8 protein-coding genes are annotated in these 12,539 nt (G+C 62.4%); 5 read left to right on the top strand and 3 right to left on the bottom strand.

The genetic code is table 11. From position 1 onward, the window contains the following. Positions 1-4 precede the first annotated feature (4 nt). The 3 genes from VJ464_18710 to VJ464_18700 all read left to right on the top strand — a co-directional run bounded on the left by VJ464_18710 (position 5) and on the right by VJ464_18700 (position 4,296). On the top strand, positions 5-1,042 hold the full coding sequence (locus tag VJ464_18710) for an iron ABC transporter permease (GenBank protein HKQ07167.1): 1,038 nt from the start codon (positions 5-7) through the stop codon (positions 1,040-1,042). A gap of 80 nt (positions 1,043-1,122) precedes the next feature. Further along, positions 1,123-1,896 (top strand): ABC transporter ATP-binding protein, encoded by a 774-nt coding sequence (locus VJ464_18705; protein HKQ07166.1) that lies wholly within the window; start codon positions 1,123-1,125, stop codon positions 1,894-1,896. A gap of 36 nt (positions 1,897-1,932) precedes the next feature. Continuing rightward, positions 1,933-4,296, top strand: coding sequence for a TonB-dependent receptor (locus VJ464_18700; protein HKQ07165.1), 2,364 nt, complete (start codon positions 1,933-1,935; stop codon positions 4,294-4,296). Positions 4,297-4,385: 89 nt separating this feature from the next. Here VJ464_18700 and VJ464_18695 read toward each other — a convergent pair whose 3' ends face one another. Continuing rightward, a complete protein-coding gene (locus VJ464_18695; protein HKQ07164.1) occupies positions 4,386-4,580 on the bottom strand; it encodes a hypothetical protein in 195 nt (64 codons plus the stop codon). A 248-nt stretch (positions 4,581-4,828) separates the two neighbouring features. Further along, entirely contained in the window at positions 4,829-5,524 is a 696-nt protein-coding gene (locus VJ464_18690; GenBank protein ID HKQ07163.1) for a peptidoglycan-binding domain-containing protein, read from the bottom strand. 244 nt (positions 5,525-5,768) lie between these two features. Here VJ464_18690 and VJ464_18685 point away from each other — a divergent pair, with 244 nt between their 5' ends. Beyond that, positions 5,769-6,548: a TIGR00282 family metallophosphoesterase gene (locus tag VJ464_18685; protein ID HKQ07162.1), complete on the top strand. Its 780-nt coding sequence runs from the start codon at positions 5,769-5,771 to the stop codon at positions 6,546-6,548. A 68-nt stretch (positions 6,549-6,616) separates the two neighbouring features. Here the strand turns inward: VJ464_18685 and VJ464_18680 are convergent, their stop codons facing one another. Continuing rightward, a complete protein-coding gene (locus VJ464_18680) occupies positions 6,617-7,954 on the bottom strand; it encodes an acetyl ornithine aminotransferase family protein (protein ID HKQ07161.1) in 1,338 nt (445 codons plus the stop codon). Between the two features lie 669 nt (positions 7,955-8,623). On the opposite strand from VJ464_18680, the gene VJ464_18675 reads away from it, so the two are divergent. Further along, entirely contained in the window at positions 8,624-12,103 is a 3,480-nt protein-coding gene (locus VJ464_18675) for an HYR domain-containing protein (GenBank protein ID HKQ07160.1), read from the top strand. Positions 12,104-12,539: the final 436 nt, after the last annotated feature.

Here is a 12,539-nt window from a genome sequence, read left to right as displayed (position 1 = left end):
AGGCATGGCGACAACAGGAAGACTCATCAGCCGTGAGCGGCTGACGGCACGGCGGCTGGCGGTGACACTCGCCGTCTTGTTGCTGGCAGTCGCCGGGCTGTTGATCGTCGCCGTAAGCGTCGGCAGCGAATCGGTGAGGCTGGCGGCAATCTTCAAGATCATCTTTGCCAAACTGAGCGGACAAGTCGCAGAGGTTACACCTGAACAGCAGATCATCATTGCCCGGATTCGTTTGCCGCGCGCCTTGATGGCGACGGTCGTAGGCAGCGCGCTAGCCGTCGCCGGCGCGGCTTATCAAGCATTGCTGAAAAACCCGCTGGCCGACCCCGGCGTGCTTGGCGTGTCGAGCGGCGCGGCCATCGGCGCGATTGTCGCCACGGTCTTCGCCGAATCGCTGCCGCTCAGCCGGCCCCTCGCGGCGTTCGCCGGCGCGGTGATGACCATCGCCTTCGTTTACGCGATGGGGCAGAGCCGGCAAGGCGGCTCGTCCGAACGCCTGGTACTGGCCGGGGTGATTACCAACGCCTTGCTCTCATCCGTGGTGATCTTTCTAGTAACGACCGCCGCGGGAGCGCGGCAGCGCGGCGTCATCTCGTGGCTGATTGGCGACATGAGCGCCGAGACCTCGCTGTTGCCGCTGGTCAGTCTGTTCGTGCTGGCGGGCATCGTCGCCATCTACGCCAACGCCCGCGGCCTGAACCTGTTGATGGTCGGTGAAGCCGACGCCGTGGCGCTCGGCGTCGAAGTCAAGCGCGTCAAGCTGATGGTCTACGTTGCGGCGTCGCTAATCACCGGCGCGGCAGTCGCGGTGAGCGGCGCGATTGGCTTCGTCGGCCTGATCATTCCGCATGCGGTGCGGCTGGTCGGCGGCAGCGACAACCGCCTCGTCATTCCGGCGTCGGCACTGGCGGGCAGCGGGTTTCTGTTACTCGCCGACACCCTGGCGCGCACGGTGATTGCGCCGCGCGAGTTGAACATCGGCGTCATCACGGCGCTCATCGGCGCGCCGGTCTTTATCTATCTACTGCGGCGAACGAGTTGAGGGAGGTGTTGGGTGTCGGGTGTCGGGTGTTGGGGGCCGGCGCGGTTTTCTGCCCAACACCCGACACCCAAAACCAGATCATGCTTCAAGTCAGCGACATTCGATTCAGCTACGCCGGGCCGGTGTTAAAGGGCCTGACGTTCGCGCTGCGCGCGGGCGAGTTGCTGGCATTGCTGGGGCCGAACGGCGCGGGGAAGAGCACGCTGGTCAAATTGATCGTCGGCATTCTACGCCCGGCCGGCGGCAGGCTCTTGCTCGAAGGCCGCGACCTGCCGGCGATGTCGAGGCGCGAGGCGGCGCGGCTGATTGGCTACGTCGCGCAGGAATCGAGCCTGATGTTTCCGTTGACGGCTTTGGAGTACGTGCTGCAAGGGCGATTCGCGCAGGGCCGCTTGATCGGCTTTGAAAGCGATGAGGATTTGCGCGAGGCGCGGCGTGTGATGGAGCTTACAGAAACGACAGGGTTCGCCGCGCGTCGTGTGCAAGAGCTTTCGGGCGGCGAGCGCCAGCGAGTCATGCTGGCGCGGGCGCTGGTGGCGTCGCCTCGCCTGCTGGTGTTGGACGAGCCTGTGGCCAATCTCGACATCGAGCATCAGGTGAAAATGCTTGAGCTGGTCAGGCACCTGACCGATGGCGGCGAGATGTCGGCCATCGTCATCACCCACGAATTAAACCTGGCGGCAGAGTTCGCCACCGACGTGCTGCTGCTGAAAGCGGGCGAAATCGCCGCGCACGGGCCGCCCGCTGATGTAATGACTGAAACTAATCTGAGCGAAGTCTTTCATGCGCCGCTCACCGTTGACGCCAACCCGGCAAGCGGCGCGCCGCGCATCACGGTTTCACGAAAGTCCTGAATGCCGAGTGGCGGAGCCGGACGAAAGGAGCGTTTTATGTTGAATGATTCATTGGCGAGCTTGCCTACCACACAACGCGTTGCGCGACTCGTGGTCATCATCGCTTGCTTGATCTTCACCCCGATTGCCATCGCCGCCGAGCGCGGGCAGGTCACAGGGGTTGTCAGCGATCCGTCCGGCGCGAAAATCGCCGGCGCGCGAGTCATCCTCCATGACCGTGCCGGTGCAATCGTTGCCGAGGCGCGCACAGACGAGAGCGGACAATTCAGGATCAACGACATTGCCGCGGGCCATTACACCATCGGCGCCGAAGCGACCGGCTTTACCCAGGCTGAAGCCGTGAGCGTTGACGTGCCGGCGCATGCGACGTCGAGCGTTAACCTGCGGCTCGACGTCGCCGCTATCACCGACCGCATGGTCGTCACGGCGACGCGCACGATGGCACAGACCGCAGAGCTGGGCGGCTCGATTAGCGTGATAACCGGCGAAGACTTGCAGCGCATGAATCAAACGCTAGTGTCCGAATCCTTGCGTTTGATTCCCGGCCTCGTGGTGGCGCAGAGCGGCGGGCGCGGCGGCATCACCTCAGTCTTTGCGCGTGGCGGCGAATCGGATTACAACAAAGTGCTGATTGATGGCGTGCCGGTCAACTCGGCAGGCGGATTGTTCGACTTCGCGCCGCTTACGCCCGAAAACCTCGACCGCGTCGAAGTCGTGCGCGGCCCGGCGAGTGCCCTGTTCGGCTCTGACGCTATGACCAGCGCTGTGCAACTGATGACGCGGCGCGGCTCGACGGCGGTGCCTGAGTTCGAGCTGAGCGGCGAAGGCGGCAGCTTCGACTTTCACCGCGAGACGGCGCGGCTGGCGGGCCGGCGGGGGCGCTTCGATTACGCAAGCAGCTTCGGCTTTCAAACGACGGATGGTCGCTTTCGTAATAGCGATTACATCAACCGTTCGGCCTCGGCGAATCTCGGATGGCAATTCGCTGCCGACCTGGAGTTGCGGGTCACGGCGCGCACAGATAACAGCACGCTTGGCGTTGCCGGTTCGACCGGCTTGCTGTTTGCGGACCCGGACGAGCGCCAGAAGCATCGTGACCTGGCCACAAGCGCCGGGCTGGAATGGCGCATCACGCCGCGCATCAATCAAACGGCGCGATTCATCTTTTCGGAGTTCGAGACCTTTAACTTCGATCCAGTGGCCCAGGACTTGACGCAGCCAGAGACGCCGCCGCTGCCGCCGTTCGCCTTCGGCGCGGATTTCGCTTTCAGCTTTGCCGATCATGAAAAGCGTGCAGGCTTTCAGTATCAAATCATCGCGGCGCTCGGCAGGGCGAATGTCTTGACCGGCGGCCTCGATTTCGAGCACGAGTCGGGCGTCTTCGACGATGGCTTCAGCCGCGTCGCGCCGACGCGGAACAATCTCGGCGTCTATGTTCAGGATCAACTGGCGTGGCGCGAGCGCCTGTTCATCACCGCTGGCGTCCGCGTCGAGCGCAACACGGCAAACGTGCCGGAGGACCTGCGCGCAACTTTAATCTCACTCGGCTCGACTGCGCCCACAGGCCATGTCGGGTTCGGCACCAGCGCCAACCCTCGGCTGGCCGCATCCGTGCTGGCGCGTCGCCATCAGGAGAGCGCGGCGCTGGGCGCAACGCGTGTCAAGGCGAGTTTCGGCACAGGCATCAAAGAGCCGCGCTTGATCGAAGCCTTCAGCCCGAGCTTCTTCTTTCTCGGCAACCCGGCGCTCAATCCCGAACGCGCCATCAGTTTTGATGCCGGCGTGTCGCAGGAGTTCTGGAATCGCCGGGCGAGCCTTGACCTGACTTACTTCGACAACCGCTTCCGCGACCAGATCGCTTTTGTTTTCGACCCGCTGACCTTCGGGCCTGTGAAATTGGAGAATGGGACGCTGACAAACTTCATCAATGTCGAACGCTCGACGGCGCGCGGCCTTGAGCTGGCGGGCGCGGCACGACCGACAAGGCAGTTGCGGCTCCAGGCGAGCTACACCTTCCTGCGCTCGCGGCTGGTGCGCGCGGCGAGCCTCTTGAATCCCGAACTCGGCTTACCCTTGATTCGCCGCCCGCGCCACGCCGGGACGATTGAAGCAAGCTGGGTAGCTGATCGTTGGGATGTCACGCTCGATGGCTCGCTGGTCGGGCGGCGGCGCGACATAGACCCGGTGACCGGGGCGCGCTTCGATGGCGCGGGGCGCGCGTTCACCAACGATGGCTATGCGAAGCTGAATCTATCGGGCTCATATCGCCTCAACCGGGCGCTGCGGGCGTTTGCGCGAATCGAGAATCTCTTGAATCAGGATTATCAGGAAGTGCTTGGCTATCCGGCTTATCGCTTGAACTTCAGCGCCGGCTTGCGTGTGCGGATCGGCAGCAGGTAGGTAGAGCCGTTGCCAGTTGTCAGTTCTCAGTTGTCAGTTAATGCATCGGACAAAGCTGTGATCAACTGGCAACTGACAACTGGCAACGGTTAGAGAGAGACGCCTTCGCGGTTGAGCATGCGGCGATACATCTCGCGCAGACGCATGGCCATTTCGAGTTTCTTGCGCGAAATGCCCATCAGCTTCTTATTGCCACGCTGGTGGGCGGCTTCGAATATCGCGCGAAGGGATTTAATCTCGTCTTCCTGAGCGCGTAACCGCTCGATGAAATACTCCTCTGGCATACGCGATACAACCTTTCAGCAATCAGTTTGATGAACCGAGGGGGAGGCCAGTCCCTATAAACAATCTGACCGCTTCTTTGACGGTTAGCGATTCCGGTTCTTCCGAGCGGGATTATAGCCCAATCGTCGTCGGCGGCAAAGCCAAATCCCGCGATTGACAATTCGCGACTGAGCCCGGCGCTGATAAAACTGTGATTCGCGACGGGCGCTTAACTCGACAGTTGACGGCGAGCCTTGCGGCTTGATCTTTATTCCGGCGTCTGTGGCGGACGCGCCTTGCGCTCACCCTCGCTGACGCTATTGACGGGCATCGCAAAGCCGTCGTTGCTGCGCTTGGAAACGCCGAGCTTCTTGAGCGCCGGTGCAGATGGTGCGCCGGTCATGGGAAAGCCGTTAGCGGCTTGAAATCCTTTCATCGCCTGAACCGTGGCGTCGTCATATTGACCGGAGGCCGGGCCCGTAAGGTAACCGGCCTTGATTAGCGCGTTCTGAATCTCTAACACGCGCTCGGTCGGAATGCCGCTGCCAGAGGTGTGCGGCGTGGCGGCAACCGGCGCGACTTCAGGCTCGGAACGGCGGCGCACATAGCGGTAGCGCACGACGCGGCGACCGTGGCGACCGCGCACGACGATGCGCTCGCGCACCCGCCCGCCGCGTTCGCTGCGCTCGCTGCGTGCCAGCTCGCGCCGTTCGCGCCGCGACAGTTTGCCGCGCCGCCCTGCACGCTCGCCGCGCCCGCGTCGGTCGGCCCGCTCGTTGCGCCCGCGTCGTTCAGCGCGGCCACGCGAAGATCGGCTGCGCGCCTCGCGGCGGCCCGACTTGCCGCGCGCCGCGTGAGCGCGTGACGAGCCGCGCCCGCCTCGCGAACGCTTCGCCAGTGCCTCGGGGACGGTCAGCGCCGCCAGCAGAGCAATCGTAATAAACAGTACAAATACCCGTTTCATAACCGCGTCTCTTTTCGTTTGAAATCGAGGGCAACGTGCGTGAGGCCGTCCCGGTCGGGCATTATAGCATCAGCTCGCGACCAGGGGAAATGATGAATGATGAGTGATGAATGCTGTATAAAAGAGGAAACGGCAGGGGATTATCTAAACAATCTGGCCCCAGTCGGCAATTCATCATTCATCATTCGTCATTCATCATTTGATTCTATCTGTGGTTTAATTGAATCATAGAAACGGAGGTTAGATGAAAGTCATTCTCATCGGCGACGTTGTCGGCAAGCCCGGTCGCCGCGCTTTGCTCGCCAACTTGAAGCAGTTGAAGGTGCAGCACGAAGCCGAGTTCGTTGTCGCCAATGTTGAGAACGCTGCCGAAGGCGCTGGCCTCGTTCCCAAGATCGGCGATGAAATCCTGAGCGCCGGCGTTGACGTGATGACCTCAGGCAATCACATCTACGACAAGCGCGAAGTGATCGCCTACATCGAAAACCAGCCGCGCCTGCTGCGCCCGGCCAACTATGCGCCCGAAACGCCGGGGCGCGGCGCCTGGGTTGGCTCGACACAATCGGGCACGCCTGTGGCGGTGATCAATCTGCAAGGCCGCGTCTTCATGGCGCCAAGCGATTGCCCCTTCCGCACCGCCGACCGTTTGATCGGCGAAGTCAGCAGCCGCGCCCGCATCATCCTGGTTGACCATCACGCCGAAGCCACTTCAGAGAAGCAGGCGCTTGGCCGTTATCTCGATGGTCGCGTCTCGGCGGTCGTCGGCACACACACGCATGTGCAGACCGCCGACGAGCAAGTCTTAAAAGGCGGCACCGCTTACATCACAGACCTCGGCATGAGCGGGCCGTATGATAGCGTCATCGGCGTTCAGAGCGATTTGATCATCGGGCGCTTCTTGCGCGGCATGCCGACGCGGTTCGAGACGGCGACCGAGGGCGCGAAGGTTTGCGGCGTCGTCGTCGAGATTGACGAGCGCAATGGCAAAGCGACGCAGATCGAGCGCTTTCAAGTGAACGGCTGACAGGTTGATTGGCAGGCGCGGGAGGCGGCTTTCCAGGCTGCCTCCCGCTTTTGTATTTGTAGTTGCGACTACTTCATCGCCGCTTCGATGGCTTCGTCCAGCACCTGGACGGCGAAGTCGGCCTGCTCAAGGTCAATGATCAGCGGCGGCGAGAAGCGGATAGCTGATTCGCCGGCGCCCTGCACGACGACCCCGCGATTGAAGCATTCGAGGACGACCTGATCGCGCAGCGCCGTCCACGGCTCCAGGCTTTCGGCGTCGCGGGCAATCTCGATGCCGATCATCAGCCCGCGCCCGCGCACGTCGGTAATCACTTTATGCTTTTGCTGAAGCTCGCGCAGGCGCTCCATCAAGTGCGCGCCGACATCCGCGGCGTTCCGCATCACGCCGCCTTCAAGCAGCTCAATGGTCTTGAGCGCCGCGACTATCGCCACAGGATTACCGCCGAAGGTCGAAGCGTGCGCGCCGACGTGCCAGCTCATCAAATCGGCGCGCGCCACCAGCACGCCGAGCGGCAGACCGCCGCCGATGGCTTTCGCCATGCAGATCATGTCAGGCACGACTTCGGTATGCTCAATCGCCCACATCTTGCCGGTGCGCCCGACGCCCGATTGGACTTCGTCAACGACGAGCGGGATGCCGTGCTGGTCACAAATACGGCGCAGCTCTGGGAAGAAATCAGCATCCGGCACGACGTAGCCGCCTTCGCCTTGAATCGGCTCGACGATGATGGCGGCGCAGTCTTCGGGCGGCACCGTCGTTTTGAAGATCGTCTGTTCAAGGTAGCGCGCCACCCGGCGGCCAACGCTTTCACCGGCGCGGCGCTCAAGCGGGAAGCGGATCGGGTTGGCATAAGGAATGTGCGTCACGTCGAGCGCCTGCGGGCCGAAGCCGCGGCGCTGTGCCGCCTTCGACGCAGTCAGCGACAGCGTCCCGAAGGTGCGCCCGTGGAATGCGCCGCGAAAGGCGATGAACTTCTGCCGGCCCGTCGCATAGACCGCCGCCTTGAGCGCCGCCTCCATCGCTTCAGCGCCGCTGTTGCCGTAGTGAACCTTCTTGGCGAACTCACCCGGCGTGATGGCGACCAGTTTTTCGGCGAGCGCCGTCTGGTGCGGGTAGTAGTAATCGGTGCCGGAGATGTGCGTGAACTCCTGCGCCTGTTTGTAGATGACTTCGCTGATCGCCGGGTGCGCGTGGCCGAGCGCGGCGACAGCGACGCCGGCGTTAAAGTCCAAAAAGAGGTTGCCGTCAACGTCTTCAATCATCGCCCCGTAACCGCGCTGGACGACCAGCGGATAGCTGCGCGTGTAGCTCGGCGAAATGTAGCGCGCGTCCCGTTCGAGCATCTGTTGTGCCCGCGGGCCAGGCAGCGCCGTCTTAATCTCCGGCAGGTGTTTCTTCGGCATAGTCTGCATAAAGCCTCCTCGTCAGTTTGCTTGAATGTTGGACGGGATCGAAAATCCCGCGGCTCAGAGCAAGGCTCAAAGGGCAGGGAATTAGTCGCCGAAGAGGTTGCGGCGGACGATGCGCGGCGTGTGTTTCAACTCTCTAATCATCTAGGGAATCTCCCTCCCAACTTATGTTCAATTTTACCACGCGGTTGCGCGGCCTTCAATTCTCGTGGCAACTCACTGGCCCGCGATGAGAATTCCTCTGGCCTCGGCTTGACTTCGCTGTTGACTAAGCAGTAGGATAGCGCCCGACAGGTAGCAGCACACTTGGCCCGAAGCTTTATCTCGCAATTCCTTACGGCAATCAATATCGCAGTCGAATCGCTCGAAGGTTTCTGATGTAACCGAAAAGGTGCGGTACAGCTTTATTGTTTGTCCGCTTTCAATGTCTTTCAGCAAAACACTTTCCCGGAGGATTCTATGAAATTCAGGTTGGCAGGCATCTGTACGATTCTCCTCTTCGTGGCCGGCGCCTGGCTTTGGCCCAGTCAAGCGCAACGGGACGGTCAAAGGTCGTCGCCCACTGGCGGCGCGCCGCGCGCCAAAACAGCCGCGGTTAAGCCTGGCCGTCCTGGGCAAAAAGCCGTGCTTACGCCGCAATACTCCCAGGCGGTCGACTTCGCCGTGAGCAAGCCGGTCCGCTCGCTTGCCACCGCGAACCGCTCGATCATTAGCGCCAAGCCCGGCGCGCCAGAGGTCGAGCCGCAAGAGATCAACGAGAAGAACAGCGAGGAAGTGCGCTCATGGGGGAACAGCAAGGCTTCCTTCGATGGCGCGCTGCAAACCCGTTCGAATATAAGAACGCCATCGGCGCTGCCGACGCCATCGCTGGACTTTGACGGCATCGCCTTCACGGATGGCAATTCGGGCGCGCCGCCCGATACGGTCGGTGATGTCGGCCCGAACCACTATATCCAGATGACCAACAATACAACGGTTGGCATTTTTAATAAGAGCGGCACGCTGCTCGTGCCTTACTTTAAGCTGAACACCCTGTTTGCGTCACTCAGCGGGATTGTGACGGTGCTGAATCCGGGCGATCCCATCGTCCTGTACGACCGCATGGCCGACCGCTGGATGATCAGCCAGTTCGTCTTCACCGGAACCGGCACGATGCCGCCGTATCACGAAGCCATCGCCGTCTCGAAGAATGGCGACCCGACCGGCTCCTGGTATCTATACGACTTCGTGCTGCCGGGCAACGAGTTCCCCGATTACCCGCACTTCGGCGTCTGGCCGGACGGCTACTACATGACCTCCAACCAGTTCCTCATGGGCGGCCCCAATGATGGGACAGGGGCGTTTGCCTTCGACCGCAAGAAGATGCTCAACGGCGACCCGACCGCCAGCTTGATTTATTTCAACCTCAATCTGGCGACGCACCCGGAATTCATTTTCGGCATGCTGCCGGCAGACCAGGATGGCATTCTGCCGCCGGCGGCGGGCACCCCCGAAGTCTTCGCTTATTTCACAGACAACGATCTCGGCGACCCGGCGGACGGTTTGCGGCTCTTCGATTTCCATGCGGACTTCACGACGCCGGCGCTGTCGACGTTTACCGAGCGCACCGAGAGCACCTACCCGACGCCACTGGCGCTGGCCGCTTTCGACGGTCGCAACCCCAGCGGGCGCGGCGACGTCGAGCAGCCGCCGCCGGCGGGCAATAACTCGACCGACCGGCTCGACTCGGTCTCGACGCGCTTGATGAACCGGCTCCAGTATATCAACCGCAACGGCACGGAATCGCTGGTCGGTAACTTCACGGTCAATGCCAGCGGGGTGGCGCCGAGCAGCGCCGCTAACTATCAGGCGGCCTTCCGCTACTTCGAGCTGCGCAAGACGTCGCCGGGCGGCCTCTACAGCGTCAACGAGCAGGCGACCTTCTCGCCCGACGCGGGCAACGGCGCGAGCGGCGACAACCGCTGGATGGCCAGCGCCGCAATGGACAATCAGGGCAACCTGATGGTCGGCTACACGCGGTCGGGCGTGACCGCCGGCCATACCCCTTCGCTGTACTACGCGGCGCGCGCTTTCAATGATCCGCCCAACGGTTTGTTCCAGGGCGAAGGCGCGATGTATACCGGCGCCGGCGTGCAGCGCGGCACCAACAACCGCTGGGGCGATTACAGCGCCATGGCGCTCGATCCATCGGACGATTGCAGTTTCTGGTACACGAACGAGTACTACACCACGACGGCTACGACCTTTAACTGGCGGACGCGCATCGGCAAGGTGCGATTCGCCTCGTGCCAGGCGCCCGCGCAGGGCACGCTCGCCGGCACGGTGACCTTCTGCGATACCGGCCTGCCGGTGCAGTACGCCACGGTGACGGCGACGGGCGGGCCTTCCGACGGCTTCTCGGCGACGACGGTGGCCAACGGCACCTATTCGCTGAAACTCGCCCCCGGCACCTACTCGGTGACGATCACCTCGGCGCCACACAGTTGCATGACGACCGGCCCGTTCATGGTCACCATCACCGATGGCGCGACGACGACGCAGAACGGCTGTCTGACCGGCGTTGCGAAGTTCCTCTACTCGTCAGCGGCGATCTCCGGCGGCGACGGCGATGGCGTCATCGAGAAGAGTGAGTGTAACAACCTCAACGTGACCATCCTGAATGATGGCTGCATCACCGGCGCGAACATCACGGCGACACTCTCCAGTTCGACGGCGGGCGTGACCATCACCCAGCCGAATTCGCCGTACCCGGCGACGGCCGAGGGCGCCACCTCGACCAACAGCGTGCCATTCTCTGTAAGCACGTCGAATGCTTTCGTCTGCGGCACGACGATCAACTTCACGCTGACGGTCACCTTCACGGGCGGATCAAGCACGATGAACTTCTCGCTGCCGACCTGCGGTTGCACGACGCAGACCGTCTCAGGAAGCCTGGTTGCCGGCGATACGACACAGACCGGACGCATGGGCCGCGATTCGGTCGTCTCCGCTTGTGGCACTACCAAGACCTGTCCTGGAGCCCTTGCCGGCGATACGAACCCGCATTTCTACGATGTCTACAACTTCACCAATGGCCCGACGGCGGCCTGCGTGACGATCACGACAACTACGAGTTGCGGGACGGCGGCGGTCAACCAGATCATGGCCGTGGCTTACCTGACGAGCTACAACCCGGCCAACTTCTGCACGAATTATCTCGGCGATCCGGGCGGCAGCCCGCAGCCGACCAATTCGTTCAAGGTCAACGTGCCGGCCAATACTGTACTGGTCGTCGTCGTGCAAACGATGTCGACCGGCGATTGCAGCGGCTACAGCGTCAGTGTTGACGGCTTGATCTGCGACACCGCCGGCAACGGCCCGTGTCAGCCTTGCACGATCACGTGTCCGCCGAACAAGACCCAATCGACCGACCCGAACCAGTGCAGTGCCGTCGTCACCTACGCCGATCCCACGACCACTGGCACCTGCGGCGTGGCCGCCTGTACGCCGACCTCGGGCTCAACCTTCCAGAAGGGGACCACCACCGTCACCTGCACGACGACGGCTGGCCCAGGCTGCACGTTTACCGTCACGGTCAACGACACGCAGCCGCCTTCGATCACCTGTCCGGCCAACGTCACTGTCGTCTCCCCGGCACCTGGAAGCGGCGCGACGGCTACTTACCCGCCGCCGGTGGCGTCGGACAACTGCCCCGGCGTGACCACCGCTTGCACGCCGCCTTCGGGCTCGATGTTCCCGATTGGGACAACCACGGTCACCTGCACGGCGACTGATACATCGGGCAACACCGCGACGTGCAGCTTTACCGTCTCGGTCTTCGACGGCAGGTTGCAGGATGACTTCGAGGGCTGCAACAACACGGTGCTGTTCAACACGATCACGGGTGAATACCGCTGGTGCTGTCACGGCACGATCTTCACGGGTCGCGCCAAGGTGACGCGCGCCGGCAACACCTACTCGCTGTCGCATGTTCCCGCAGACCGGCGCGTGCAGATCAACCTCAACGCCGGTGGTTCGCCGCCCAACGGCACTGCGTCGCTGCAAGTGCCGGCAGGCAAGACCATCTGCGTAATCAGTGATCGCGACATCCGCAATGACACCTGTGTTTGCGGAGCCGCCGCGCCGCCGGTAACCCTGCGCTAAGGCGTAATCATCGATAAACAGGGAGGCTCCGACTTCCCTTCAACCGGGCCGGTTGCTTCGCGCAGCCGGCCCGCTCTCTTTTTAGACGCCAGCCGGCCCGCCCAGACGGTTTCAGGCGGTGAGACCAGCGGCGCGGCCCGCCCGCTTCAGGCCCCGCCTTTTTGATAATTCCGCGCCACGGTTATGCAATAGTTCTTGCGCGTTAGATAGGTGCGTGTTAGATTTCATTCTCTGAAGAGTTTACGAAGAATGGGAGCAGACTGAACCGGCGCGAGGCGAGTAGTAGATTCCAGGTAGACCGGCAGCCGCATTCGGTGAGCGATGCCGGGCGGTCTCACGACACCTTAAACGCGACTCATCCACCGCTTCGGCTTTAAGCCCGCATCGTCGTTCTCCCTTGTATCATCTCTTGCTCTGCTGGGAAGTCACTTGAATG

It is taken from the genome of Blastocatellia bacterium, assembly GCA_035275065.1.
Classification (GTDB): Bacteria; Acidobacteriota; Blastocatellia; order UBA7656; family UBA7656; genus DATENM01.
Note: the sequence above shows the minus strand (reverse complement) of the source record. Positions and strands in the feature narration are given on the sequence as shown.

What these genes read in the sequence shown, in the direction of transcription:
- VJ464_18680 (HKQ07161.1), bottom strand. Translation starts at nt 7,954, where the DNA reads ATGCCGAAGAAACACCTGCCGGAGATTAAGACGGCGCTGCCTGGCCCG.
- VJ464_18710 (HKQ07167.1), top strand. Translation starts at nt 5, where the DNA reads ATGGCGACAACAGGAAGACTCATCAGCCGTGAGCGGCTGACGGCACGG.
- VJ464_18695 (HKQ07164.1), bottom strand. Translation starts at nt 4,580, where the DNA reads ATGCCAGAGGAGTATTTCATCGAGCGGTTACGCGCTCAGGAAGACGAG.
- VJ464_18690 (HKQ07163.1), bottom strand. Translation starts at nt 5,524, where the DNA reads ATGAAACGGGTATTTGTACTGTTTATTACGATTGCTCTGCTGGCGGCG.
- VJ464_18705 (HKQ07166.1), top strand. Translation starts at nt 1,123, where the DNA reads ATGCTTCAAGTCAGCGACATTCGATTCAGCTACGCCGGGCCGGTGTTA.
- VJ464_18700 (HKQ07165.1), top strand. Translation starts at nt 1,933, where the DNA reads ATGTTGAATGATTCATTGGCGAGCTTGCCTACCACACAACGCGTTGCG.
- VJ464_18685 (HKQ07162.1), top strand. Translation starts at nt 5,769, where the DNA reads ATGAAAGTCATTCTCATCGGCGACGTTGTCGGCAAGCCCGGTCGCCGC.